This is a genomic window from Nitrosospira sp. Nsp14 (assembly GCF_900113575.1).
In the GTDB taxonomy this organism is placed as follows: domain Bacteria; phylum Pseudomonadota; class Gammaproteobacteria; order Burkholderiales; family Nitrosomonadaceae; genus Nitrosospira.
Window position 1 is genome coordinate 69,472 of record NZ_FOPV01000008.1, and the last position, 25,052, is coordinate 94,523.

Here is a 25,052-nt window from a genome sequence, read left to right on the forward strand (position 1 = left end):
TCCAGAACCCATGAATTATGATGTATTCAACGGCGATGCCGACGGCTTGTGCGCCTTGCATCAGCTCCGACTGGCAAATCCGGCGTTGGCGGAACTGGTTACCGGCGTCAAACGAGACATTAAGCTGCTTGACCGGGTGAAAGCCGGCGCGGGGGACCACGTAACCGTGCTTGATATCTCACTCGACAGTAACCGTGTCGGACTCATGCGATTGTTGGAGGCGGGCGCAAGCGTTGATTATTTCGACCATCATTATGCCGGAGAGATACCGCTGCATCATAATCTTGCCGTTCATATCGATTTATCCGCGGACGTGTGCACCAGCATCCTTGTTGATCGGCACTTGCATGGACGCTTTCGCCTGTGGACCATCGTCGCCGCCTTTGGTGACAACCTTGGGCAGAATGCTCGCACCCTTGCGAAAGACGCGGGACTCGCAAAACCTCAAATAGAAAAGCTCGCGTCTCTTGGCGAATACCTGAATTATAACGGCTACGGCGACCGTCTTCAGGACCTGCATTTCGATCCCGTCAAACTGTATAAGGAAATGCAGCCCTATCCCGATCCATTCGACTTCATTGCCAAATCACCCGCCTTTGATCGGCTTGCGGAGGGATTCAATCATGACATAAACATGACTGTTTCGCTACGCCCGATACAGGCACGAGGACACCACGCAGCCTATCTGTTACCCGACGAGGCCTGGGCGAGGCGAGTAAACGGGATTTTTGCAAACAAGCTGGCTAACGATGATCCGATGCGCGCTCATGCCGTAATCACCTCGAACCGGTTTGGCGAGTATACGATCAGCGTGCGCGCCCCAGTCGCAAATCCACAAGGCGCCGACGCGCTTTGCCTCAAGTTCGAAACGGGGGGCGGACGCCGCGCCGCCGCCGGCATCAACCGTCTCCCCGCAGATGCTCTTGACGGATTCCTCGCAATGTTCGCTGAACAGTTTCCCTAGACGATGTTGGTCGCCCGTACTGCCGGGGCATGCCGTGCTGTCGGCTGAAAGCATGCAATGGTAAAGCATTCAAAACCCCATCCTCGTACGCCGCAATCCGATGACAATCGTCAGGTCAGGCTGGTCACTGCCTTGCTGGACCCGGGGCGCTATCCTCATGCGGCGAAACGTGTGCATCTGATCGAAACGCATATTTCCTGGGTGCTGCTGGCAGGACGCTATGCATACAAAATCAAAAAATCGGTTGATCTCGGCTTCCTGAATTTTACCAGCCTCGCATTGCGTCGCGATTATTGCAAAGAAGAAATCCGGCTGAACCGCCGGCTGGCGCCGCAGCTATATCTCGATGTCATTCCCATCGGCGGTACGTCGGAATCGCCCCTATTTGGCGCGAAGCCTGCGATTGAATATGCCGTTAGAATGAGACGCTTTCCCACATCCAGGCAATTGGATCGCCTTGTCGCGCGCAACAAGCTTCTGCCCGCACATATCGATACCCTGGCGGTCACCATTGCTCATTTTCATAACGGATTACCCGCGGGGGAGACCGCAAGCCAGTTTGGTACAGCCGCTGCCACGCATTCAGCAGTATCGAAAAGTTTCGAGCAATTGCAGGCTGCCCTAGCCGGTGGGGAAGACGAAACCAGCGTAGTCGCGCTGCACCAGGCGCTGCAGGCCGAATATGACAAATGTAAATATCGACTTGAGCAGCGCCATATGCGGGGCTTCATACGCGAGTGCCATGGTGATCTGCATCTTGGCAATATTGCACTCATCCGCAATCAACCCACCCCCTTTGACTGTATCGAATTCAACCCGGCGTTGCGCTGGATTGACGTGATGAATGAAGTTGCCTTTACAGTCATGGATCTGTTGCATTACCAGCGGCCTGAGCTCGCCTTCCGTTTCCTGAACGCTTATCTGGAGTCTACTGGAGATTATAGCGCCGTCCCGTTGCTGCGATATTATGTTGCCTATCGCGCAGTTGTGCGCGCCATGGTCAATGCCATTCGCGCCGGACAGACGAGCTTGGGCGAGCGGGCGCGGACGGAAGCAATTGCACATTGCCGCGATTTCGTCGCTCTGGCCGCGCAGCGCCTCGCATGGGACCGGCCAGCGCTCATCATTACCCACGGGTTGCCCGGGTCGGGCAAAACCACTTTTTCGCAGGTCGCGCTGGAACGCCTGCAGGCAATCCGCATCCGTTCCGACGTGGAGCGCAAACGTTTATTTGGACTCGCGCCGCTCGCGGACAGCGGCGCGCTTGCGGAGCCCATCTACACTGCCAACGCGACGCAACAAACCTACGCACGCCTTTATGAACTCGCACGCGAACTGCTGACGGCAGGCATCGCCGTGATCGTGGATGCCGCCTTTCTCAGGCGGCATGAACGTGAACTTTTCCGTGGTTTGGCGCATGAACTCGCGGTACCGTTTGCCATCGCGTCGCTGCAAGCCAGTACGACGGCCTTGAAGGCGCGCATAACCCGACGGCGGAACGAGTCGAACGACGCTTCCGAAGCAGATCTCGCCGTGCTGAAATCATTGCAGGCACAACAGGAAATGCTGACACCCGCTGAGCAACATAACACCATAGAGTTTTTCAATGAAGGCAAGGAATTTGCTGCCGATGCATACACTTGGGAGAAGATCGATCGGCTGATACCACGCTGAGGACAATGAACATGAACAGTCGACCAGGAAACGCCGACTAGGCCCAGTTCGAACTATCGAATTAATTAAGGTCTTCCCCGGCTTATCTATATTTCAGGGAAACGGCATTCCACTTCAACCCATCTCCGTGATAACCTTTCTTTAAGAAATCCTCGAGGCGAGTGCCCAGAGATTCAGAATCAGCCCAGTCCCCACCCACTAATTGCCATGCTAAGGACAACAGTACGCTTACCGGTCAGAAGCCTGCCACAGCCGGATGAAACAACCTGCGGCCCTACCTGCCTGCATGCCATGTACAACTATTGGGGCAAGACTGAACCACTCAAGAGCGTCATCATCCGCACCCGGAAACTGGAAAGCGGAAGCGGTACCTTTGCAGTGTTTCTGGGTTGCGATGCCCTGCGCAATGGTTTTCAAGCCACCATATATACATATAACCTTATGATGTTCGATCCGACCTGGTTCGCACCGGGGATGGACATCGCCGAACGGCTGAGGCAGCAGCGCGAGCTAAAGCGGGAACCGCGATTGCGGCATGCCACCGAGGGCTATCTGGAGTTCCTCCGCCTAGGCGGAAGGTTGCGCCTGACCGACCTATCGCAATCGCTCGTCCACGGCCTCTTGCGCCGCGGCCTTCCGATTCTGACCGGATTGAGCTCAACATACCTTTACCGCGCCGCGAGGGAATACGGGCCGGACGACACGCCCGATGACGTCCGGGGGTTCCCCGCGGGACATTTCGTAGTCTTGACCGGCTATGACCGCCGCAAGCGCACCGTGCTTGTGGCCGATCCTTATGGTCCTTTTCAGGAGTACTGGTGCAATATCGACCGCGTGTTGGGCGCGGTGCTGCTGGGAATTGTTACGCATGACGCCAATTTGCTGGTAATCCATTCTCGCGGGCATCAGGATCATCCTGACGAAGGAGGATGAGCCTCACGTTGTCCGCTTTTTCGGGCTATGGCATCGAACTGGAGTACATGATCGTGAATCGCACGACGCTGGCGATCCTGCCCATCGCCGAAAAGGTACTGCAACGGATTTCCGAAACGTGCGCTTCCGGGCTCAGATGCGACGAGCTGGCATGGTCCCACGAGCTGGTGCTGCATCTTATTGAGCTCAAAAACGTTGAACCCGATAACGATATAGACGCGCTCGCGGCCGGGTTTCAAAGCGAGATTCAGCGGATAAACGACTTGCTCGAACCGATGGGGGCTCGGCTCATGCCCACCGCCATGCACCCATGGATGAACCCGCGAATCGAGACGCGGATATGGCAGCGTGAAAACGCGGAAATTTACACTGCATACGACCGGATTTTTGACTGCAGTAGGCATGGCTGGGCCAATCTGCAAAGCATGCAGCTCAACGTGCCGTTCGCGAATGATCATGAGTTCGCCCGTCTTCACGCTGCCGTCCGGCTGTTGCTGCCCATCCTCCCCGCGCTCGCAGCAAGCTCCCCGATTGTTGAGGGTGGCGATGCCGGTTGGATGGATTTTCGGATGGAAAGCTATCTTACCCATCAGGCAAGGGTGCCCCTGACCATGGGGAAAGTGATTCCGGATACCGCCAGCAGTCGCGCGGCCTACGAGCGCGACATTCTGGCACCGATGTATCAAGAGGTCAGGGCGCTCGATGCACAGAGAATTTTGCAGCACGAGTGGCTCAATGTTCGCGGGGCCGTCCCCCGCTTTGACCGCAATGCAATCGAAATCCGTGTTATTGACACGCAGGAATGTCCCCAGGCCGACCTCGCCATTGCTGCCGCTACGACCGATATTCTGCGTACGCTCTATGATGAAGTAAACGCGCCCCTCCCCGAGCAGCAGGCCATGGAGACCGATGTGCTTGTCGAGATCATGCACGCGTGCATCCGTAGTGCGGAGGAGGCGGTAATCACCAACGCCGAGTATCTGCGGCTGCTGGGCTTTCCGGATCACCGATGCGATGCCGGTGAGCTCTGGCGCCATCTGATCGGGTCAATCGCGTGGAATCAACCAGAACAGCGCGAACACGCGCGCCCACCGCTACAGGTTATGCTGGATTATGGTCCGCTTGCACGCCGAATCAAAGGTGCCGTGGGGCCGGAGTGCAGTAAAAAGCGGCTGATGGAAGTGTACAAGAAACTATGCGATTGCCTCGAAGCGGGCACGATGTTTTTGGGATTGGATTAGCGTGCGCTCATTCTGCTGAGTTCTAAAAAGGGGCAAAACGGGCGAAGAAGGCGCTTCAAGATAAGGTACCAGCTTGTCTGCCAAAATTCATTTTGTCGTCACCTGCGAGCACGGAGGAAACCGGATTCCGCGTCGCTACCAGCAACTCTTCGGCGGATACCAACGCCTGTTGCACAGTCACCGAGGGTACGATGCCGGCGCGCTGCAACTGGCGCGGCAAGTAGCGGACATGTTGCACGCCGACTTTTTTTCCGCCACGGTATCTCGGTTGCTGATAGACCTTAACCGTTCCATCGGGCATCCCAAGCTGTACTCGGAGGCGACACGCCCAGCCCCGGCCACAGTCAGGAGTGAGATTCTGAAATGCTACTATCTGCCTTATCGCAACAGAGTCGAAACGAACATCTCCCAGGCGATTCGGGGCGGACAGAGTGTGATTCACATCTCCTCGCACAGCTTCACACCCGAATTGAACGGAGAGGTTCGCAATGCGGACATCGGTCTGCTTTATGATCCTTCACGCGCGCTGGAGCGCGACATTTGCAACCGCTTGCGCGCCAGCTTCAGAGCAAACAGTCCGGCGCTGATAGTGCGTCGCAACTACCCATATTTCGGCAAGGCTAATGGTTTTCCCGCCTACCTGCGCCGGCGGTTTCCTGTCGATGCTTACGTCGCTATCGAGCTCGAAATCAACCAGAAACACGTACTCAAGGGCGGCCGCCAATGGCGCTTGCTACGTAGCGCCATCCTCAAATCCCTCGCCGAAGCAGTAGTACCAAACATATCAGGGCTGCCTGATGGCGTGCTGCAAGGTGCAACGCCATCAAATAATAGCGCGTCATGATGCTCGCGCCTGCAACGATTGTGCTCCTGTTTCCGCGTCCAATCGGGTGGCCAGGGCCTGTAACCGGGCCGAAATCTCCACTGGATAACTTGGCGACGCTGCGTCAAGTATGGTCAACGGTTTCGGCAAACGGGCATAACTTGCCAACGTACGCTTGCGTATCTCGTCAAGCTTGACGCCTTCGTCAATACGCTTTCCCTTCAGCATCACGGGAACGATGAGCGGCTCCCCGCGATGAAAACCTTCCCCCTCCAGCGTCACGATGTCGCGCGCCATCCGCCCCTCGGCCGTGTCATATTCGCGGTAAACCTGCTTTCTTCCCGGCCAGGTTGCCTTTCCTTCCGAACGCTTGCGGCGCGCCTTGCCGGCGTATTCCTGCAACTTGTAGGCGCAGTCAAGAGACGGGGCATCGCTTGAGACATCCAGCGCGGTACCGACGCCAAAACCATCTATTGGCGCTGGTGGTGATCCGACGGGTGACAATAGCGCACGCAGGCGGTATTCGTCCAGGTTTCCGCTGGCAAAGATGGTCGTGTTCTCGAGTTCACCTTCGTCAAGTATGCGGCGCACGCGGCTGGCATGCATGGCAAGATCGCCGCTGTCCAGCCGAACACCCTTGATGCCAATCCCATCCACGCGAAGTTTGCGCGCCAGCGTCACCACCTTCCTAGCAGCCGCTTCGGTGTCGTAAGTATCGATCAGCAGAACTGCATTGTCCGGATAAGAACGTGCAAAATGCTCGAGCGCCGTGGCTTCGTCTGGATGCGCCTGGATGTAGGAATGAGCGCTGGTACCGAATAGCGGGATTCCATACAGCGTCCCGGCCAGCACAGTGGCGGTGCCGGAAAATCCGGCAATATAGCTCGCCCGCGCGGCGAGGAGGGCTGCTTCAGCGCCATGGGCACGACGCATGCCGAAATCCACCAGCAGCTTGCCCGGCGCCGTCAACACCGACCGCGCGGCCTTGGTTGCAATCATGCTCTGGAAGTGCAGCAGATTCATGACTCGCGATTCGACCAGCTGGGCCTGTGGCAGCGGTGCGGTTATCCTCAGGATGGGCTCCTCCGGAAAAAAAAGGCTCCCCTCTGGCATGGCATGTACGTCGCCCTCAAAATGGAATCGTTCCAGGTAATCAATGAAATGAGGTCGAAAACGCGTGGCCAGCCATGCCAGCTCGTCCGGAGAGAACGTAAGGTTCTCCAGAAAATCCAGGACCTGCTCCAGACCCGCTGCGAGCATGAAATTGCGGCACGATGGAAGCTTACGTACAAAAAGCTCAAACACTGCAGTTTCTTCCATCCCCTGCTCCAGATAGCTCTGCATCATCATAAGTTGATAATGGTCGGTCAGAAGCGGACTGGAACCGGGATTCATGCGTCAAGCATTTCAAGGTGAATGGGAATCGCGCCCAGGGTTTTCATCTGCTCACTGGCGCCGCCGTGGTTCAGGCTGGTGTCAATGGCGCGGATCGCGTCCTCGAGAACAAATGTTGTGTAATGGTAACGCAGGGCATCCTTCACGGTATTGAGCACGCAATACTCCGTCGCCAAGCCGCCTATGAATACGCGCACGGCGCCGGCGGATTTTAGTAATGAATCGAGCTGGGTGTTATCAAAGCCCGAATAGGCGTCCCTCTCCCGTGCGGTCGCCTTGGATATGACAAAAGTATCAGCGGGAAGGCGAAGGCTGGCGGGAAAGGCCGCGCCCTGGGTTGCCGCAATGCAGTGAGGCGGCCATGGACCGCCCTGATGCTGGAAGGAGCAGTGATCAGGGGGATGCCAGTCGCGGGTGGCGAAAACAGGCAAACGATGCGAATGGAATAGCGTGAGATAGCGATTGAGCACCGGGACGACCTCGTCACCGGCGGGTACGGCGAGACTGCCGCCGGGAAGAAAGTCATTTTGCACGTCCACCAGAATCAGGGCATCGCCAGCCTGAAGACCGATTTTCGCGTGCCGACCCTCACTCATAGGATTTACTCACTGCTTGTGCTGTCGACCGAAACTTCGGTGTCGACGCCGGCACCCGTGAGAATCGCGTGACTAGCGTCGGCATAAGCGCCTCAGGCTGGGCACTCATGGAACAGAGAAAAAGCGGGGGAGACCTCGGGCGAAGAGCGCAACGGCCAGGACTCATCACTCCTGTTCTGCTTCGCCCTCCGAGATGTGGCGCTTGGCAGCGCTTACACGCTTCGCCTGAGGACCTTCGCCACCAATATCTTCAAGAAACTTGACTTCGCTGCCCTCTTCCAATTTCTCGAAGTTATTTTCAGCCAGGTTATCGCGGTGAAAATAGAGTTCCTCTCCTTCCGGGGTTTCAATAAACCCGTAGCCTTCCTCGGTTATGAGACGCACTATCTTCCCATGCAATACCGGCGTGTGTGCCTTAATACTGCCGCGCTGCCGCCGGCCATAATCCTCCAACTGGCGTTTGGCCGCATCAAAGGCATCGCGGACCGCGACATATACGTCCTCATGCGCTTCATGATTCACCACCAGTTCCTTGCCAGGCACTGTAATATCGAGACGCACGTTAAACGTGCGCCCTTGATGTTTATGCTTGTGCGGAACGTCGACCACCACTCGGCAGCCCATGACTTTCGGGTAGAACGTTTCGAGCTTTTCCACTTTCTGCCGAATGTGAGTCTCCAGCGCTTCAGAATGGGGAACGTCCCTGGTGGTAATCTGCAGTTGTAATTTCATGACGATATCCTCCGATGTTTACGTTGCAAGGCCCATCGAAAAAAAACAGGACTTTCACGATATGGGCACAAATTTCAATTTGACGCGGATTATGCCCCGCGGATCAATAACACGGGGACATCAGCGGTATGCACAACGCCTTCGGCCACACTTCCAAAAAGAATACGGCTGAAACCGGAACGGCCGTGGGTGCCTATGACGATCAAGTCGGCGGGCCAACGCCGGGCTTCTTCGACGATGACGTTGGCGATGCGCTCTCCATCAGCCTGGAGCAATCTTTTCTGCACTGCGACACCCGCCTGTCGGACCATTTTTTCGGCCTCCGCCAGTATTTTTTCGCCGCTGTTTCTCATGATTTTCTGAAGCTCAGCATAGTTGAAGTAAATCTCACTGTCGGGAAAAAGGATTATCTCGACAACATGCAACAATTCCAGTTGCGTGCCCTTCCCCGCTTGCCGGGCGAGGCCAAGCGCTTCCTCAAGTGCCCGTTGGGAAGTTGGACTCCCGTCAATGGGCACCAGAATACGCTGATACATGGCCATTTCGAAATCATCCCTTGACGCAAACTTTGGGACGAAGGAAAGCAACTCGCCGCGCCAGCCCTGCCTGTTCCGTTGCCTCGGCGACAAGATCAACATCCTTATATGCGCCGGGAGCTTCTTCCGCTACGCCCCGCATGGATCGGGTCCGTATCAGTATGCCCTGTCGCGCCAGTTCATCAATCAACGCACGGCCTTTCCACCGTGCCAGCGCTTGATGCCTGCTCATGGCGCGGCCGGCGCCATGACTGGACGAGGCAAACGCCGGGTTTCCGCTGGCGCCGGCCAAAATGTACGACCCCGTTCCCATGCTGCCGCCGATGACGACCGGTTGGCCCACGGCTCGATAACGCTCCGGCAGCATCTCGTGCCCCGGGCCGAATGCGCGTGTGGCGCCTTTGCGGTGCACGTGAAGGGATCTGAGTTCGCCGTCAATGTCATGCGTTTCGACCTTGCAGGTATTGTGCGAAACATCGAACAGGGTTTCAAGTTCGGCATGGGGATATACTTGCATGAACGTGCTGCGCGCTAGGTGAGTAAGGATTTGCCGATTCGCAAGCGCACAGTTGATAGCAGCGTTCATGGCGCCAATATATTGCTGGCCTTCCGGTGATTTGATTGGCGCGCAGGCCAGTTCACGGTTGGGTAAATGGATGCCGAAGCGGTTGGCTGCTTTGGCCAACAGGACCATATAGTCAGTGCCGATCTGGTGTCCGAGGCCACGGGAACCGCAGTGTATCGAAATGATGATCTGCCCTTCGGATAAGCCGAAAGCCTGCGCGGCAGCCGCATCGTACACATGTTCCACTACCTGAACTTCGAGATAATGATTGCCCGAACCGAGCGTACCCATCTCGCCTCGCTGGCGTTTTTTTGCAAGCTCTGAAACATGATCGGTAACAGCGCCTATGACGCGACCGCGTTCTTCTATGTACTCGAGATCTGCCGCATCGCCATAACCGTGTTTGACCGCCCATTGCGCGCCGTCTTGCATCACCTCATCGAGCTGCGCGGGGGTCAGCTTGATCTCGCCCTCTTCCCCGACGCCTGCCGGTATCGCATGAAATAGCGCATCGGCGAGCCGAGCGAACTCGGGCGCAGCATTGTTTATATCCAGATTACTGCGCAGGCAGCGTATTCCGCAGGAAATATCGAACCCCACTCCCCCGGCCGAAATCACTCCACCCCGTTCCGCATCGAACGCGGCAACACCGCCGATTGGAAACCCATAGCCCCAATGCGCGTCGGGCATGGTCATGGCAGCGCCCACCAAGCCGGGCAGAGAAGCGACATCGGCAATCTGCTCCAGCACCTTGTCATCCATGCTCACCAGCAACGGAGCGCTTCCGTAGAGCAAAACCTCTGCCCGCTTCTGGCCGGGCAACCTGGGCAGGCTCCACAGATAAGGTTGCAGTTGCTGTAGCTGCTGTAGATTCATTACGTGCCGATCATCCTATCGCTCAGATACCATCTGCATAGCAAGACCACTGCCGTGCGCGTCTCATACGTCGACTACACAACGCGCTTCCCACGTTGCGCCGGCTTTCTTGACAGCGAGCATGGTCAGCGTGGCGCCTTTCACTTCGACGCCGCGCTCCAGACCCGGGTGCCACTTCTCGCCCGACGCTTCCGTATGCCAATGATTGCCCTGATGCTGAACCCGGAAACGGCAAAACACCATGCCAAGCTCTCGGGCCTTCCCTAGCAACAGATTCAACCATGTGACCAGCGCGAACTCCGGATCGGGCTCTTCGAACTCGATCATCACTACGCTCGAGGCCTCGACCGAGTCCAGGTTGGTAACAATGCCAAATACCGCCTCTGCCGCTGCCTCAAACGCCTGCTCAACACTGGTTCCCCCACCGATAATGCCAATATCGGCGTCGTGATCGAAATATCCTCGAGTTTGACCAAGCCCAACACGCTCAACATGCGATACCGGTGGATTCATCCTCACCCCCATGCGTGTTTCTGTACAGTTATTGATTATAGGTGCGCAGCGCAAAGCTGCTAATGGAGCACACCTGGCAGCGACTAGGCGCTGAGGTTTACAGCCTCCATGATTATCAGGATAGACTAAACTGGGAGCGGTAACGTCAAAACTGCCGCTGCGTCCTTACTCCCGCCGTGTAAAAAAATCGAACGTGGACGATCTGCATGCCGAGCCATAATGCTGATATTGCCGCGATCTTTGAAGAGATTGCAAATCTGCTCGAAATAGAGGGGGCAAATCCGTTTCGAATTCGCGCTTACCGTAACGCGGCGCGCACTATTGGCGAGCTTTCCACCGAAGCATACGCGATGGTGGAAAAGGACGAGGATTTGACACGGTTTCCTGGAATTGGCCACGATCTTTCCGAAAAGATAAAGGAAATCACTTCCACTGGTCATTGCGCTTTATTGGACCGTCTGCGCACCGAGCTTCCGCCGGCCGTCACTGAACTTTTAAGGGTTCCAGGGCTTGGTCCCAAACGGGTGAGGCATCTCTATCACGACTTAGATGTACAAACCGTCGAACAGCTCTACTCTGCTGCGCGCCAGGGGCGCATACGCGCCTTGGCCGGGTTCGGCGAAAAAACCGAACTCAATATTCTCCAGGCCGTTGAACTTCATGCTGAACAGATCCGTCGCTTCAAGCTGGCCGTGGCGGCACAATATGCGGAAGCATTACGATCTTATCTTGCAGCTGTGCCCGGCGTAAAACAGGTAACAGTCGCCGGAAGTTTCAGGCGCATGCGCGAAACAGTGGGCGACCTCGATATCATCGTAACCGCTGCGCCCGGTAGCAACGTGATGCAGGATTTTACCGCCTATGATGAGGTTGCCGAAATACTTGTAGTGGGTCCAACGCGTGCCAGTATCCTCCTCAAGTGCGACTTGCAGGTCGACCTGCGGGTCGTGCCGGAAGAAAGCTATGGCGCAGCGCTGCACTACTTCACGGGCTCCAAGTCACATAACATCGCCGTCCGCCAAATTGCGCAGAAGCGCGGGTTAAAGATTAATGAATACGGCGTGTATCGGGGAAAAACACGCATCGCGGGAGAAACCGAGGAATCGGTCTATCGGGCAGTGGACCTGTCCTACATTCCGCCAGAGCTTCGCGAAAACCGCGGCGAAATCCCGGCGGCCCGCTCCGGCCGGCTCCCGCGTTTGCTGGAACTCAGCGATCTCCAGGGCGATCTGCACGTCCACACCAGCGCTACCGATGGCCACAATACCTTGCTTGAGATGGCAATCGCTGGCCGGTCGCATGGTCTGCAATATCTTGCGATCACCGATCATTCACGCCACCTAACCGTTGCGAGAGGTCTCGATCCGCTGCGGCTGGCGCGTCAATGCGACGAAATCGATGCGCTTAACGAAAACCTGGAAGGCATAACGTTGCTCAAGGGGATCGAGGTGGATATCCTGGAAGATGGGAGTCTGGACTTGCCGGACCGCGTCCTTGCCAAACTGGACCTGGTGCTCGGCGCTGTACACAGCAAATTCGACCTGTCGCGAGCAAGGCAAACGGAACGCGTTCTGCGTGCAATGTCGCACCCGCACTTTACCATGCTTGCTCACCCTTCCGGTCGAATCATCCATGAGCGTCCGCCCTACGATATCGACATGCCGCGGATTATTCGCGAAGCCGGGCGCCGCGGTTGTTTTCTTGAACTTAACGCGCATCCCGACCGGCTCGACCTGCTCGACATTTATTGCCAAATGGCAAAGGAAGAGGGAGTCCTGATCGGCGTCGACTCGGACGCGCACAGCACATTTGAATTTGAAAACCTGCGCTTCGGTATTGGACAAGCACGCCGCGGCTGGCTGGAAAGGCAAAACGTGCTCAACACGCGCCCGCTGGGCGAACTCCGCACACTCATCAGTCGCACGATGTAGATTAGAGAAAGGCAAACAGTGCGAGAGCCTGTGCCTCCGCTGTTCTTAAACAATGCTTTAGCATTCCGAAGGCAATAAAATTGAAAAAACGGCGCGACCGCCTATACTTCAAGCGAGCACAGGTATCATGCCCAGCTTTTAATACGATGGATTCCGCATAACCAAGATTACGACGGACGTTAACCATGATATTTGCCAACCGGGTCACGGCGGCAAGACAACTTGCCGCGGCTCTTTCCGAATACCGCGGGAAGCACCCGCTGGTGCTGGCTATTCCGCGGGGCGCCGTGCCGATGGCAAAGATCATTGCGGCCGAGCTGAGCGGAGAAATGGATGTGGTGCTGGTGCGCAAGTTGCGCGCCCCCGGTAATCCTGAATTCGCCATCGGTTCCATCGATGAAAGTGGCTGGGTGTACCTCGCGGACTATGCTTCCCAAGTTGGCGCCAGCGATGAATACATCAGGAAGGAAGTTGCCACGCAACTTGAGGCGATAAGACAGCGCAGAGCCCAATATACCCCTGTGCGAGAACCGATCGATCCTGCCGGGCGTGTAGTCATCGTAATAGACGATGGACTTGCTACCGGTGCAACCATGATTGCTGCATTGCATGCGCTTAAGGCGAAACAGCCCAAGGAACTGATTTGCGCAGTACCCGTGGCGCCTCCCGATACGATCGAAAAAGTAAGCGCGAAAGCGGATCGGGTAGTATGCCTTTCAGCGCCGATGAACTTTGGCGCGGTGGCTCAGTTCTACATGGATTTTCCGCAAGTTTCGGACGACGAAGTTATCGCCGCCCTGTCCGCTTCCGGCGACGGCCATTGATCGAACCCGTATTTGAAAGTACCTGCTTTTGAGCGTTAGCGTAGTACAACGCAAAACACAATCTGGTCGAACAGCACCTCTGATTCACCGGAACCCACCAATTGTGCCATTCAATTTCGTTGGACGCGACCTCGACTAAAAATTGAATAATGCCCATAAGTAGCCGTGCATTCCAGTCGCGGCTTGAAACAAGGACCGCGCTCCAAAGCTTCCAAAAGGACATTGCCATGATTCGAAATCCAATCGATATTTCCACCCGTATCAGCCCCAACCTCTCCGCGCTTATCGAAAGCCGTGTCAACGATCCAGACGCGGATGAACCCCCAACGCTGGGCTCGGTTCGCTCCTTTGTCGCCGACCTGGTACCGCCATCCTTGAGCGAGACCGAGCACTTACACCATTTTGATATCGACGCATCGCTTCTGGATGAACTGGATGCGCTGATTGAAGAATTTGGAGAAACAGCACTCGCGATTGACTTTGCCCGCAGCGACGCCAGCGAGCCGCTCTCGCGAGTAATCGAGGCGGTAATGAATGACGAGAATCGGGAATATCCGCCAACCCTTGAAACGATAAAAGAGGCAATCATTTCGGGTCTGCCTGCAAGGCTGATCGGCGATGGTGTGCTGGAGGATGATGAAGATGACGCCTTGCTGGCGGAGCTTGAAGGGCTGATCAGGCGCCACGGCGGGGACTCGCTCGCGGAAGAGTTCTTGCGTTATGAATAGCCGCAAGCCCGGGTCGGCTTAGCTTCCCTGCACTCAGCTAAATCCGCCCCAAACTTATCCGTTTCTCCTCATTCCCTGCCCGTGACAACTGACGAAGAAGGGAACGATTGGGGTAATAATAGCTGAAACCCAGCGCCCAAATGTCATCGGTTCACCCAAAAGCAGAGGAATGCCCTGATTGATCGCGTTGAGGCATAAACCCACCACCAGCGCAACGGAAAGTGCAACCAGTCGCGCGTTTCGGTCTTGAATAGAGGACTTGATCGCGTGTAAATGGCGCATCGTTGACCTTCTCCCTTCTAGTAACAAATTCGAATATAGAATCTCGGTCAGTAGCCGTCCAGCCCGGGGCCAATTTTTTTTGCGAGCCGTTCAGCGCCTACGCACTTTCTAGCCCAAACATATCAAGCACAGCACCCTTTCGCAGGCTTGGCGGGGACTATCGCATTTGCAATAATAGTTTTTTCTCGTGTTTATTTCCATGCATACTCTCGTTATCGCACGTTCTGCCTGCTCTGTTGCCGAGACAAAGTTCCCCTCGAGGAATAGCCGCCCTATACGGTGCCACAGAATTTGCTAACGAAACCACATGCTCGAACTACGCAATATTGACAAAGCCTATGCAAGCGGCCGCAAGGTCTTCGCCGGTTTATCCTACGCTCTGGAAGATGGCGCGTATGTAGCCATCATGGGAGAGTCTGGCGTAGGAAAATCAACATTATTGAATCTCATTGCCGGACTCGACGCGCCGGATACAGGTGAGATAGTCGTCGACGGGGTCGCCGTATCGTCCCTGGATGATGATGCGGCCACCCGCCTGCGCCGGGAAAAACTTGGGTTCGTTTTTCAGGCTTTTCACGTCCTGCCGCATCTGACACTCAATCAGAATGTTGCCCTGCCTCTGCTGCTAAATGGGGCCCAGCCTGGGTTCGCGTCAGAGCGGGCCGAGCAAATGTTGACAGCCGTCGGGCTTCGCGGTAGGGGAGCGCATTTTCCCCGGCAACTTTCTGGCGGCGAACTGCAGCGTGTGGCCATCGGCCGTGCGTTGATACACCACCCCAAACTGATCCTGGCCGACGAGCCGACGGGCAACCTTGACCCGGATACCGCGCGGGATATACTCATGCTGATGCGTGATGAAATAAGGAGCAATGGCGCATCCGCCATCCTGGTCACCCATTCACGCGCGGCCGCCGCGACGGCGGACTATGTGCTATTGCTGACAAAAGATGGATTGCACCCGCTCCCGGCAAATTCGGGAGATCGACCCCGAGCCGGTGATGCCGGTGGGTCATAAGCGGACACTGTCGCGCTGGCTGCTGTTGGGCGAGTGGCAGGCTCACAAGGTGCAGGCTGCCACGGCCATCATCTCCATTGCGCTCGGGGTCGCGCTCGGGTATGCAATTCATCTGATCAATGCGGCTGCCTTCAACGAGTTTTCCGCTGCGGCCCGGAGTCTGTCCGGCCAGTCCGATCTTCAGGTTCGGAGCGCGCAATCCACCTTTGATGAGTCGATCTATCCGCTGCTGGCCCGGCACAAAGGTGTCGAGCTCGCCAACCCCGTGCTGGAAATCGATGCCGCCCTCCCGGGAGGCGATGAAGAAAGAAAGAGGGCCCCGCTGAAAATTCTCGGCCTGGACATCTTCCGCGCTTCGGTCATGGCCCCGGACCTCATCGGCATTCCGGCTGAGGATAAGCTGTTCGATATCCTGGCGGATGACGCGATTTTCCTTTCGCCTGCGGCCATGGAATGGCTGGAGGTAAAACAGGGCGACCTTTTGCAGCTTCGCGTTGGAACTCAACCGATAACCCTGCGGGTGGCTGGCGGCTTGGCACGAGTCCGGGCGGGACAGCGTCTCGCGGTCATGGACGTTGGCGCCGCACAATGGCGCTTCCAGCGTTTAGGCCAATTGTCACGCATTGAACTCAAGCTGGTACGGGGAGTCGACCGCAGCGCATTCAAAACGGAACTGGGGCAGGAACTAGCGGCACGGGGCCATTTCCTCATCAGCGAAACGGCCGACCAGGAGGTCCGCGTTGCCAACATGTCGCGCGCCTACCGCGTCAACCTGAACATGTTGGCCATGGTTGCATTGTTTACCGGCGCGTTCCTGGTATTCTCGACGCAAGCGCTATCGGTTGTTCGACGGCGACATCAGTTCGCCCTATTGCGTGTGCTCGGCTTTACCCGCAGCCAACTGCTGCGGCAGATCCTGGTGGAGGGAAGCGTGCTCGGCGCGACCGGTTCAATAGCCGGGCTCATGCTCGGGTATTTGACGGCTGCGGTGGCGCTGCACTATTTTGGAGGCGATCTGGGAGGCGGGTTTTTTCCGGGTATAAAGCCCAGCGTCAATTTCGATACGTCGGCGGCGATGGTGTTTTTTATTCTGGGATTGGGCGTGACCTTGCTGGGAAGCGCAGTTCCGGCGTGGGAAGCGGCCAACACCCGGCCAGCTCCCGCATTAAAAGCGGGCAGCGAAGACGTCGCATTAGCAAAACTTGCCAGGCCTTGGCCCGCACTGCTCTGCCTGGCCCTGGGCGGAGTTCTTACCCGATTGCCGCCCATTTTCGACTTGCCCCTCTTTGGGTACCTCGCCGTGGCGCTCCTCTTGATCGGTGGCATCGCGCTCATGCCCCGTGTTTCTGCGCTGATTTTCTCTGCAATATCCGTTGCGGCATCCCGGCATGGTTCCGCAGCCACGCCCGTATTGGCATTGGCCCGTCTCGCCAACGCTCCCAACCAGGCTTCGGTCGCACTTGGGGGAGTCCTTGCCAGCTTTACCCTGATCGTGGCCATGGCCATCATGGTGAACAGCTTCCGGGTTTCCGTGGACGACTGGCTGAAACATGTCTTGCCAGCAGATTTGTACGTGCGGACCGCAGTGAGCGGAGACACGCGAGGCCTTACGCCGGACGAAAAAAACGGGATTGCAGCTGTCCCCGGCATTTTGCGAGCTGATTTCTTCCGCTCATCCCAGCTGATGCTCGACGCCGGCAGGCCTGCGGTCGCGCTCATTGCCCGACCCATCGATATTACCGACCCTGGCAACACGCTCCCCTTGACCAGCGACGTGGTTCCTGCAGCGCAGCTCCCGATGGAGGCGATACCCATATGGGTATCCGAGGCAATGGTGGATCTATATGGCTTTACACCAGGCAAACGGATTACGCTGCCCATAGCAGTTCCCGCACCTGATTTCGTCGTTGCCGGCGTGTGGCGTGACTATGGGCGCCAGTTCGGCGCAATACAGATGCGGTTGAAGGATTATCAAGCGCTCTCGGGTGATCTGAAGGTAAATGATGCTGCACTTTGGCTGGAAGCCGGGATTACACCAGAGGAAGTAATCGCATCTTTGCGGCTCTTTCCGTTCGGCCAGGCACTGGAATTCGCGGAACCCGGTCAAATACGCGCGCTGAGCCTGAATATCTTTGACCGCAGTTTTGCCGTCACGTATCTGCTGGAGGCCGTCGCGATCATAATTGGGCTACTAGGTGTGGCTTCGAGTTTTTCGGCGCAAGCCCTGGCGCGTAGGAAGGAGTTTGGCGCGCTACGTCATATCGGGGTGACACAGCGCCAAATCCTAGGTATGCTGGCGGTGGAAGGCGCACTCCTGACTTCGTTGGGCATTATGCTTGGCTTCGGGCTCGGCTGGTGCATCAGCCTGATCCTTGTCTTTATCGTAAACCCGCAATCGTTCCACTGGACCATGCAGCTCGCCCTGCCATGGAAGGCTCTTATAGCTGTTGCCATTGCGCTACTACTTTCCGCCGCGCTCACCGCGGTGGCGTCGGGTCGCCATTCGGTCTCCGGCAGCGCGATTCGTGCGGTACGCGAGGACTGGTAATGCCATTCTATACACACCGTCCCATGCACATTGGCTTTCTTCGCCATGCTGGTGGAACAGCAGTGATGGGTATTCCCCTGCGGTCGAGGTTGATAGCGCTATTGCTGGGTTTGCTCGTCGCTTGTTTCGCCGCCACCCCTCCCGTTGCCGCTTCCCCTCCCACGTTCCCCCATGTACGCCAAGGCGTTCCGCTTGCCTTTCCACGCGATTACGGCGCCCATCCAGGGTTCCGTACCGAATGGTGGTATGTAACCGGCTGGCTGGAAACCCGGGATAAAAAACCGCTTGGGTTTCAGATCACTTTTTTCCGCTCTGCCACCGACCACGATCCCTCCAATCCAAGCCGTTTCGCACCGCGGCAGCTCATCATTGCCCACGCCGCATTGTCAGACCCAGCCGCTGGCAAGCTGCTGCACGACCAAAAAAGCGCGCGCGAGGGTTTCGGCCTCGCCTACGCCAAACAGGGCGATACGGATGTCAAACTGGACGACTGGAACATTCTGCGCCAAGAGGATGGGCGTTATCAAACCAGCATAACAGCCGATAACTTCGTCGTGCGCTTTTCGCTTACTCCCACCCAGCCACCCATGCTGCAAGGCGATAATGGCTTTTCACGCAAGGGGCCGCACGCAGTGCAGGCGAGCTATTACTACAGCGAGCCGCACCTGCGAGTGGCGGGAACCGTTTTTCATAATGGCGAGGAAAAAGCTGTGACCGGCACGGCTTGGCTCGACCACGAGTGGTCAAGCGAATATCTCGATCCCGATGCCGACGGATGGGATTGGGTTGGCGCCAATCTCGACGATGGCTCCGCTTTAATGGCGTTTCAAATACGCGGCAAGGACGGAACCAAAGTGTGGGCCTACGCGGGATTACGGGATGCCAACGGGCGATTCACGAAGTTCGCGCCGGAACAGGTTAATTTCGAGCCCCAGCGCACATGGCGTTCTCCGCGCACCGATGCCACCTATCCTGTGGGCATTCGGATTCATGTTGGCTCGACTGTTTGGTCCCTCAGCCCCCTGTATGACGATCAGGAGCTCGACTCGCGGCAGACGACAGGCGCGGTCTACTGGGAGGGCGCGGTTACTATCACGCGCGACGGCAATCCAGCCGGTCGCGGCTATTTTGAAATGACAGGATATGTCAAACCACTTCGGCTCTAGATCGCGGCTCTAGTGATCAGGTCATGTTGCGGCTTTTTTTGATCAAATCATATGCAGTCTGGATCTCCTGAGCTTGGGCGGTCGCCATCTTGATCATGTCCTCAGGAACGCCCTGACCCATCAGCTTATCGGGGTGATACTGGCTCATCAGTTTCCGGTACGCCCGCTTTATCTCGTGATCGCTGCTTTCCTTGCTCACGCCCAACGCCTTATAAGCATCCTCCAGAGCATCGGTGGTTGTTACCTGACCGCCCGCGAAATGAGATTGATTCAAAATCATCTCGAGCAGATGCCTGAATGCGGGCTCGTCGTACCCAAGGTGAATCGCAATGCCTCTCAACAAGCTCTCCTCGGCTGAATCGAGGCGTCCATCAGAAATCGCCATAACGACAAGGTAAACCAGCAGCATCTGCTTCAGGCTGTGCGTATGTCCGCATACGCTCATGAATTCGTTCAGCTTGGGCGAAATATCATAATCCGGCACAGCACCCTGCTTGAACAGCGCAATTGCAAGCCGCCGGTGTTCAGGCGTCATGCCCAGCTTTTGCATGAACGTTTCGACGTGGGTGATCTCATCCTCGGAAATACGCCCATCCGCCTTGGCGAGCTTACCCATGAGAATAAAAACGGTTTCAAGAAAAACCGTTTGGCGATGCGCGCTGGTGAGGGGATTGATTGCGCCCGGGCCGTAGGCCCTATAGCGGTCGATAACACTTCCGACAATATAGCCGAGAAATGCGCCAAAAATACCGAAGAGATAGTAGCCCAATAAGGCTAGAATTATTTTAAACAAGGCAAGTTCCTGAAGAAGGGATGGGAAAGCAAGGCCCCAGGTTTATGGCGCCGCCATGTAAACGGCGCAGCAAGATCATATCAGTAATTTTTTATGCTATCCCCCGCTCCCTGCGCCAGCGCGCCAGGCATCTTTTATATACGTGAACCGGAGCATCAACAAGATTGCGGGTACCAAAGGAGGAATCATGATTGAATTGCATTCGAGTCCAACTCCAAACGGCCAGAAGGTGATGATCATGCTGGAAGAAATCGGGATCGAGTGGAAGCATATCGACGTCAATATCCAGCTTGGGGAACAGTTCCAGCCTGAATACCTGAAGCTCAATCCCAATAACAAAATTCCTGCGATTATCGACACGGACGGCCCGGACGGGAAATCATACGCAATGATGGAATCCGGTGCGATACTCGTTTATCTGGCGGAGAAGACCGGAAAGTTTCTGCCCGCCGATGTGCGCAAGCGCTTCGACACGCTTCAATGGCTTTTTTTTCAGGTGTCACATATCGGACCCATGTTCGGCCAGGCCAATCACTTCAATCGGCAGGCGAGGGACAACCAATATGCTAGGGATAGATATAACAACGAGGTGCTGCGGCTGTACCACGTGCTGGAGAACCGCCTGGGCGAAGTGCCCTGGATCGGGTGCGATGAATACACCATCGCCGACATTGCCACCTACCCATGGTGCAAAAGCCATGCGGAGCGCGGCATTGATGAGACTGCTTTTCCGAATTTCCTGCGCTGGTCCGAGCGCATGGAGGCCCGTCCAGCGGTGCAACGCAGTAATCGGATGGCGGCAGAGATTCGCACGCGCATGGCGAAGACTGCAGAAGGTCGAGCGTTGATCGACATCTACGATACCAAGGATAACACTGAGCGACTCACTCGGGCGACATCGCGAGACAAACCGTGCTGAGTTCTGAAGTTTTCTGAAGTTTCACGAGCCACGGCCTGTGGAAGAACTTGCGAGGTTGGCTAAAGGGGTGAAAACACGCGGAAGCGCCAGTCAAACCCGAGAATAACCCGGGGAGCGCATCCCCAAAAACACGTGCAAAAAGTTTTCCCTGAAGAGCCGTCCGAAATTCCGCGCACTTCCTCCGAAGGTCCTGGGTATTCTGTCAATACCTGTCTGCAGTTGTACGCTGCGAGTGGCCGAAGTTGAGGACGAGCGCGACAATCTGCTCGTCCCGCTCCATACCGTCGGGGAACTGGCTTTTATGACCTGGAACACACGGACGTAAAGAGCTTCTTGCGGCGCAGCCCATGAGTTAAACTTGACCAATTTCATTTTTCAATAAATTTATGGCTCAATATGTGCTAACGATGAATCGCGTGGGCAAAATCGTTCCGCCCAAGCGTACGATCCTCAAGGATATTTCCATCAGTTTCTTTCCCGGGGCAAAGATAGGATTGCTGGGACTGAATGGTTCCGGCAAATCCACGGTGCTTAAAATCATGGCGGGGGTAGACAAGGATATTGAAGGCGAGGTTACGGCGATGCCTAACCTCAAAATTGGATACTTGCCGCAAGAACCCGAGCTTGAGCCTGCCCAGACGGTGCGAGACGCTGTACAGGAAGGGCTGGGTGACGTGTTCAGCGCGCAGCGGCGTCTTGACGAAGTCTACGCGGCTTATGCCGAACCTGACGCGGACTTCGACGCGCTCGCCTCCGAACAGGTCCGACTGGAGGCGATACTTGCTACGGGAAACGGAGACGCTACTCAGCAGATGGAGATCGCCGCAGATGCGCTGCGTTTGCCTGAGTGGGATGCCGTAATTAGGAATCTTTCCGGGGGTGAAAAACGCCGGGTGGCGTTGTGCAAGCTTCTACTATCCAAACCTGACATGCTGTTGCTCGACGAACCCACCAATCACCTTGACGCCGAATCGGTGGAATGGCTCGAGCAATTTCTGACACGCTTTCCCGGCACTGTCGTGGCGGTCACCCACGACCGTTACTTTCTCGATAATGCTGCTGAGTGGATATTGGAGCTTGACCGCGGCCATGGTATTCCATGGAAGGGAAATTACAGCTCATGGCTCGAACAGAAGGAAACCCGTTTGAAACAGGAAGAATCCAGCGAATCCGCTCGTCAAAAATCGCTGAAACAGGAACTCGAATGGGTACGCCAGAATGCGAAGGGACGCCAGGCGAAATCCAAAGCGCGTATTGCCCGGTTCGAAGAACTCAACTCACAGGAATATCAGAAGCGCAATGAGACGCAGGAAATATTTATTCCCGTTGCGGACAGGCTGGGCAATGAAGTAATTGAGTTCAAAGCAGTTTCGAAAGCCTACGGCGAACGTCTGCTGATCGACAACCTGAGCTTCAAAATCCCACCCGGGGGGATCGTAGGCATCATCGGACCCAACGGCGCCGGCAAATCCACACTGTTCCGTATGATCACGGGAAAGGAACAGCCGGACGCGGGTGAAATAGCAATCGGCTCGACCGTCCAAATAGCGCACGTGGATCAGGCGCGCGATGCTTTGGAGGGTGATAAAACCGTATTCGAGACGATCTCGGACGGGCACGACATGCTGACAGTTGGCAAATACGAGACCCCCGCGCGCGCATATCTCGGACGTTTCAACTTCAAGGGCGGAGACCAGCAGAAGATCGTGGGAAATCTTTCAGGCGGCGAGCGCGGGCGCCTTCACCTGGCGAAAATGCTCATCTCCGGTGGAAACGTGCTTTTGCTGGACGAGCCCTCCAATGACCTTGACGTCGAAACTCTGCGCGCCCTGGAAGACGCGTTGCTGGCATTCGCCGGTTGCGTACTCGTGATATCCCATGATCGCTGGTTCCTCGACCGCATCGCTACCCATATTCTGGCCTTTGAAGGCAACTCTCAGGTCACATTCTTCGACGGCAATTATCAGGAATATGAAGCCGACAAGCGCAAGCGGCTGGGTGAGGAAGGCGCTAAACCAAAACGGATCAGATTCAAGCCGATCAGTCGGTGACTCTGCGGTTGACGCCAAACGCTCACCTCTTCACCTCTTCACCTCTTCCAAGGTGTAGTAAAGCATTGGCAATTCCTTACAGTCGCCACTCTTTTCGTGCTTCCGAAGCAAAACTGAGCTTGGCCCAGGACCTATCTGACTGCATTTTATTGTGATGAGTACCCGTCTCGCCTGGGGCCACGTGACTGCTCTCGCAATATGGATCGCCATCTCTGGTGCAGCTTATCTATATTTCGACGCCCGGCAGAAACCTACCATTATCACCGCTAGGGCGGATCTGGCGGGCGGCCAGGTGGTCATTCCTCGATCGAGGGATGGGCATTATTACATACGGGGTGCCATCCGCGGTCAGACTGTCGATTTCATGGTGGATACGGGGGCCAGCATTGTATCGGTCAGCCGGGCTGTTGCACGTAAAGCCAACCTGCCTGCCGGAATACCAGCCAATTTCTCCACCGCGGGGGGGATGGTCGCCGGCGAGGTCGTGGCGGAACAGAGCGTTGAAGCAGGCGGCATTGTGGTGGAGGGCATTAGTGTCGGGGTGGGTATACACGGCGATGTGGGATTGCTGGGGCAAAACTTTTTACGGAACGTCGATGTCCTTCAACTGGAAGATAAAATGGTGTTAAGGATGAGGCCTTAGAGTACGAATTCGGGGCCATGCATACGCAGCCCCGCGTCCTCATCCGAGTTGCATGACTTTTCGTCTATTAATATTTTATCGACATCCCCCGCGCTCGGGAATCCTGCTACTCCACTGCCCCTTTGCGGCAAGCCCGCTGCGCTTCGGAAACACCTGTTCCTCGCCATCGAGATCAGCATCGGCTACCATGGCGCTTTTATCAATAATGTTCCGAAAGGAAGCGGGGGAGATGAGTGCAACGCATCCATCCCGCTCACAGCGGGATCGCTGATATTCGGATTGGTTTTTTAGGTAATTTCATGAAGTCAGCATGGCTACTTTTTCTGTTTTTGTTGAGCCCTTCGGCGCTGGCTAATTTGGGCGCGTCCCCATCCAGTCTTACCTTGAAGGGTGAAAGCAGCACCCTGATCGCACGAACGCCTGCTATCAGCCGGGAACAGAACCAAACCATCCCGGACGCTCGTGACCGTATTGAAAACGAAAACGGCACCGGAAGCGATTTATTAATAAAGGCAGTTCCTAAAGACACAGCGGACGTAGCCGCTTCTTTGAGTGGAAGACATCTGGCCGCCCAACATGAATCAGGCAAGCAGCAGGTCACTGTTCCACAACCCTCAATTGCCCCCGCCGATGTGGGTACCCGCCAGTGCGGCGCCTGCCCGGAAATGATACCCATCCCGGGTAATAAATTTGCAATTGCGAAATACACTGTCACCTTCGCCGAGTGGGATGCCTGCGTGGCTGATGGTGGCTGTGGTGGCTACCAGCCACCGGATAATGGCTGGGGGCGGAGCAACAGGCCGGTAATCAACGTAAGCTGGAACGATGCTCAAGCCTACGTTCAGTGGCTGTCACAAAAAGCCGGCAAGACATATCGTTTGCCTACCGCGGAGGAATGGGAAATTTCCGCACGCGCAGGCTCTGCCACAAACTATTACTGGGGTAACGATGTTGGACGCAACAATGCCAATTGCGATGGTTGCGGGAGCGAGTGGGATAACAGGAAAACAGCACCTGTCGGCAGCTTTAAACCGAATCCTTTCGGCCTTTACGACATGATGGGTAACGTCTGGCAATGGACGGACAGCTGCTGGAAGGATAATTGCTCAAGACGCCTGTTCTACGGCGGATCATGGAATCACAGGCCGGAAGATATGCGCGCTAGTACTCGGAACTGGTTCGACACCAACAAGCGCATGCGTTACCTTGGATTCCGCGTTGCGATGACACTTCCTTGACGACACCGAGGCTGAAGGAGTCCACTACTTGCCCTTCCTGCAAGCAGGGAACTGGAACGGATGAGA

Annotated in this window: 23 protein-coding genes; 15 read left to right on the top strand and 8 right to left on the bottom strand. The window is 56.2% G+C overall.

The features are described 5' to 3' along the window. The first annotated feature begins 10 nt into the window (after positions 1-10). The 5 genes from BM022_RS06850 (at position 11) to BM022_RS06870 (ending at position 5,656) form a co-directional block, all read left to right on the top strand. Positions 11-964, top strand: a complete 954-nt coding sequence (locus tag BM022_RS06850; RefSeq protein ID WP_091137969.1) for a DHH family phosphoesterase — start codon at positions 11-13, stop codon at positions 962-964. A gap of 57 nt (positions 965-1,021) precedes the next feature. Beyond that, positions 1,022-2,638, top strand: coding sequence for a bifunctional aminoglycoside phosphotransferase/ATP-binding protein (locus BM022_RS06855; RefSeq protein WP_091137971.1), 1,617 nt, complete (start codon positions 1,022-1,024; stop codon positions 2,636-2,638). 207 nt (positions 2,639-2,845) lie between these two features. After that, complete coding sequence (locus BM022_RS06860; protein WP_091137972.1) at positions 2,846-3,571, top strand: C39 family peptidase; 726 nt, start codon at positions 2,846-2,848, stop codon at positions 3,569-3,571. Then, positions 3,568-4,812, top strand: a complete 1,245-nt coding sequence (locus BM022_RS06865) for a carboxylate-amine ligase (RefSeq protein WP_091137974.1) — start codon at positions 3,568-3,570, stop codon at positions 4,810-4,812. The genes BM022_RS06860 and BM022_RS06865 overlap by 4 nt, the downstream gene beginning before the upstream one ends. A gap of 73 nt (positions 4,813-4,885) precedes the next feature. Next, positions 4,886-5,656, top strand: a complete 771-nt coding sequence (locus BM022_RS06870) for an N-formylglutamate amidohydrolase (RefSeq protein WP_091137975.1) — start codon at positions 4,886-4,888, stop codon at positions 5,654-5,656. Here the strand turns inward: BM022_RS06870 and BM022_RS06875 are convergent. The 6 genes from BM022_RS06875 to BM022_RS06900 form a co-directional block, all read right to left on the bottom strand. Continuing rightward, positions 5,651-7,030 carry a nicotinate phosphoribosyltransferase gene (locus tag BM022_RS06875; RefSeq protein WP_091137977.1) on the bottom strand — a complete coding sequence of 460 codons (1,380 nt, stop codon included), beginning with the start codon at positions 7,028-7,030 and terminating at the stop codon, positions 5,651-5,653. The two genes, BM022_RS06870 and BM022_RS06875, sit on opposite strands and share 6 nt — an antisense overlap. Beyond that, positions 7,027-7,626: an isochorismatase family protein gene (locus BM022_RS06880; RefSeq protein WP_091137978.1), complete on the bottom strand. Its 600-nt coding sequence runs from the start codon at positions 7,624-7,626 to the stop codon at positions 7,027-7,029. The genes BM022_RS06875 and BM022_RS06880 overlap by 4 nt, the downstream gene beginning before the upstream one ends. Positions 7,627-7,791: 165 nt before the next feature. Further along, the gene (hpf, locus tag BM022_RS06885; RefSeq protein ID WP_091137980.1) at positions 7,792-8,358 is read right to left on the bottom strand and encodes a ribosome hibernation-promoting factor, HPF/YfiA family; all 567 of its coding nucleotides are present in this window, start codon (positions 8,356-8,358) and stop codon (positions 7,792-7,794) included. Positions 8,359-8,447: 89 nt separating this feature from the next. After that, a complete protein-coding gene (locus BM022_RS06890; RefSeq protein WP_371264304.1) occupies positions 8,448-8,900 on the bottom strand; it encodes a universal stress protein in 453 nt (150 codons plus the stop codon). Positions 8,901-8,907: 7 nt separating this feature from the next. Beyond that, a complete protein-coding gene (locus BM022_RS06895) occupies positions 8,908-10,335 on the bottom strand; it encodes an RtcB family protein (RefSeq protein ID WP_091137982.1) in 1,428 nt (475 codons plus the stop codon). A gap of 63 nt (positions 10,336-10,398) precedes the next feature. After that, on the bottom strand, positions 10,399-10,848 hold the full coding sequence (locus BM022_RS06900; RefSeq protein WP_091137983.1) for an archease: 450 nt from the start codon (positions 10,846-10,848) through the stop codon (positions 10,399-10,401). Between the two features lie 206 nt (positions 10,849-11,054). Here BM022_RS06900 and polX point away from each other — a divergent pair, with 206 nt between their 5' ends. From polX to BM022_RS06920, 3 genes are all read left to right on the top strand, one after another. Continuing rightward, positions 11,055-12,779, top strand: coding sequence for a DNA polymerase/3'-5' exonuclease PolX (gene polX, locus BM022_RS06905; RefSeq protein WP_091137985.1), 1,725 nt, complete (start codon positions 11,055-11,057; stop codon positions 12,777-12,779). A 185-nt stretch (positions 12,780-12,964) separates the two neighbouring features. After that, positions 12,965-13,603 (top strand): phosphoribosyltransferase, encoded by a 639-nt coding sequence (locus BM022_RS06915; protein ID WP_091137988.1) that lies wholly within the window; start codon positions 12,965-12,967, stop codon positions 13,601-13,603. A 227-nt stretch (positions 13,604-13,830) separates the two neighbouring features. Continuing rightward, positions 13,831-14,331 carry a hypothetical protein gene (locus BM022_RS06920; RefSeq protein ID WP_091137990.1) on the top strand — a complete coding sequence of 167 codons (501 nt, stop codon included), beginning with the start codon at positions 13,831-13,833 and terminating at the stop codon, positions 14,329-14,331. 54 nt (positions 14,332-14,385) lie between these two features. Here the strand turns inward: BM022_RS06920 and nrtS are convergent, their stop codons facing one another. Continuing rightward, positions 14,386-14,613 (bottom strand): nitrate/nitrite transporter NrtS, encoded by a 228-nt coding sequence (gene nrtS / locus BM022_RS06925; protein WP_091137992.1) that lies wholly within the window; start codon positions 14,611-14,613, stop codon positions 14,386-14,388. A gap of 307 nt (positions 14,614-14,920) precedes the next feature. On the opposite strand from nrtS, the gene BM022_RS06930 reads away from it, so the two are divergent. The 3 genes from BM022_RS06930 to BM022_RS06940 are packed head-to-tail and all read left to right on the top strand — an operon-like array spanning position 14,921 to position 19,342. Beyond that, complete coding sequence (locus BM022_RS06930) at positions 14,921-15,628, top strand: ABC transporter ATP-binding protein (RefSeq protein WP_091137993.1); 708 nt, start codon at positions 14,921-14,923, stop codon at positions 15,626-15,628. Then, entirely contained in the window at positions 15,561-18,176 is a 2,616-nt protein-coding gene (locus BM022_RS06935) for an FtsX-like permease family protein (RefSeq protein WP_371264305.1), read from the top strand. Before BM022_RS06930 ends, BM022_RS06935 begins: the two co-directional genes overlap by 68 nt. Then, complete coding sequence (locus BM022_RS06940; protein ID WP_091137996.1) at positions 18,176-19,342, top strand: lipocalin-like domain-containing protein; 1,167 nt, start codon at positions 18,176-18,178, stop codon at positions 19,340-19,342. Before BM022_RS06935 ends, BM022_RS06940 begins: the two co-directional genes overlap by 1 nt. 16 nt (positions 19,343-19,358) lie before the next feature. On the opposite strand, the gene djlA is transcribed toward BM022_RS06940, so the two are convergent. Continuing rightward, on the bottom strand, positions 19,359-20,135 hold the full coding sequence (gene djlA, locus BM022_RS06945) for a co-chaperone DjlA (RefSeq protein WP_091137997.1): 777 nt from the start codon (positions 20,133-20,135) through the stop codon (positions 19,359-19,361). A gap of 187 nt (positions 20,136-20,322) precedes the next feature. Here djlA and BM022_RS06950 point away from each other — a divergent pair, with 187 nt between their 5' ends. From BM022_RS06950 to BM022_RS06970, 4 genes are all read left to right on the top strand, one after another. After that, the gene (locus tag BM022_RS06950; RefSeq protein ID WP_091137999.1) at positions 20,323-21,054 is read left to right on the top strand and encodes a glutathione S-transferase N-terminal domain-containing protein; all 732 of its coding nucleotides are present in this window, start codon (positions 20,323-20,325) and stop codon (positions 21,052-21,054) included. Positions 21,055-21,440: 386 nt separating this feature from the next. Further along, entirely contained in the window at positions 21,441-23,105 is a 1,665-nt protein-coding gene (gene ettA / locus BM022_RS06955; RefSeq protein ID WP_091138001.1) for an energy-dependent translational throttle protein EttA, read from the top strand. Between the two features lie 154 nt (positions 23,106-23,259). Further along, a complete protein-coding gene (locus BM022_RS06960) occupies positions 23,260-23,748 on the top strand; it encodes a retropepsin-like aspartic protease family protein (RefSeq protein WP_091138002.1) in 489 nt (162 codons plus the stop codon). A 299-nt stretch (positions 23,749-24,047) separates the two neighbouring features. Then, positions 24,048-24,986: a formylglycine-generating enzyme family protein gene (locus tag BM022_RS06970; protein ID WP_143079546.1), complete on the top strand. Its 939-nt coding sequence runs from the start codon at positions 24,048-24,050 to the stop codon at positions 24,984-24,986. The last annotated feature ends 66 nt before the right edge of the window (positions 24,987-25,052 follow it).

Excerpts from the sequence above, each read along its gene's own strand:
- BM022_RS06850 (WP_091137969.1), top strand. The coding sequence starts at position 11 with ATGAATTATGATGTATTCAACGGCGATGCCGACGGCTTGTGCGCCTTG.
- BM022_RS06855 (WP_091137971.1), top strand. The coding sequence starts at position 1,022 with ATGGTAAAGCATTCAAAACCCCATCCTCGTACGCCGCAATCCGATGAC.
- BM022_RS06860 (WP_091137972.1), top strand. The coding sequence starts at position 2,846 with ATGCTAAGGACAACAGTACGCTTACCGGTCAGAAGCCTGCCACAGCCG.
- BM022_RS06865 (WP_091137974.1), top strand. The coding sequence starts at position 3,568 with ATGAGCCTCACGTTGTCCGCTTTTTCGGGCTATGGCATCGAACTGGAG.
- BM022_RS06875 (WP_091137977.1), bottom strand. The coding sequence starts at position 7,030 with ATGAATCCCGGTTCCAGTCCGCTTCTGACCGACCATTATCAACTTATG.
- BM022_RS06880 (WP_091137978.1), bottom strand. The coding sequence starts at position 7,626 with ATGAGTGAGGGTCGGCACGCGAAAATCGGTCTTCAGGCTGGCGATGCC.
- hpf (WP_091137980.1), bottom strand. The coding sequence starts at position 8,358 with ATGAAATTACAACTGCAGATTACCACCAGGGACGTTCCCCATTCTGAA.
- BM022_RS06890 (WP_371264304.1), bottom strand. The coding sequence starts at position 8,900 with ATGGCCATGTATCAGCGTATTCTGGTGCCCATTGACGGGAGTCCAACT.
- BM022_RS06895 (WP_091137982.1), bottom strand. The coding sequence starts at position 10,335 with ATGAATCTACAGCAGCTACAGCAACTGCAACCTTATCTGTGGAGCCTG.
- BM022_RS06900 (WP_091137983.1), bottom strand. The coding sequence starts at position 10,848 with ATGAATCCACCGGTATCGCATGTTGAGCGTGTTGGGCTTGGTCAAACT.
- polX (WP_091137985.1), top strand. The coding sequence starts at position 11,055 with ATGCCGAGCCATAATGCTGATATTGCCGCGATCTTTGAAGAGATTGCA.
- BM022_RS06915 (WP_091137988.1), top strand. The coding sequence starts at position 12,965 with ATGATATTTGCCAACCGGGTCACGGCGGCAAGACAACTTGCCGCGGCT.
- BM022_RS06920 (WP_091137990.1), top strand. The coding sequence starts at position 13,831 with ATGATTCGAAATCCAATCGATATTTCCACCCGTATCAGCCCCAACCTC.
- nrtS (WP_091137992.1), bottom strand. The coding sequence starts at position 14,613 with ATGCGCCATTTACACGCGATCAAGTCCTCTATTCAAGACCGAAACGCG.
- BM022_RS06930 (WP_091137993.1), top strand. The coding sequence starts at position 14,921 with ATGCTCGAACTACGCAATATTGACAAAGCCTATGCAAGCGGCCGCAAG.
- BM022_RS06935 (WP_371264305.1), top strand. The coding sequence starts at position 15,561 with ATGGATTGCACCCGCTCCCGGCAAATTCGGGAGATCGACCCCGAGCCG.
- BM022_RS06940 (WP_091137996.1), top strand. The coding sequence starts at position 18,176 with ATGCCATTCTATACACACCGTCCCATGCACATTGGCTTTCTTCGCCAT.
- BM022_RS06950 (WP_091137999.1), top strand. The coding sequence starts at position 20,323 with ATGATTGAATTGCATTCGAGTCCAACTCCAAACGGCCAGAAGGTGATG.
- ettA (WP_091138001.1), top strand. The coding sequence starts at position 21,441 with ATGGCTCAATATGTGCTAACGATGAATCGCGTGGGCAAAATCGTTCCG.
- BM022_RS06960 (WP_091138002.1), top strand. The coding sequence starts at position 23,260 with ATGAGTACCCGTCTCGCCTGGGGCCACGTGACTGCTCTCGCAATATGG.
- BM022_RS06970 (WP_143079546.1), top strand. The coding sequence starts at position 24,048 with ATGAAGTCAGCATGGCTACTTTTTCTGTTTTTGTTGAGCCCTTCGGCG.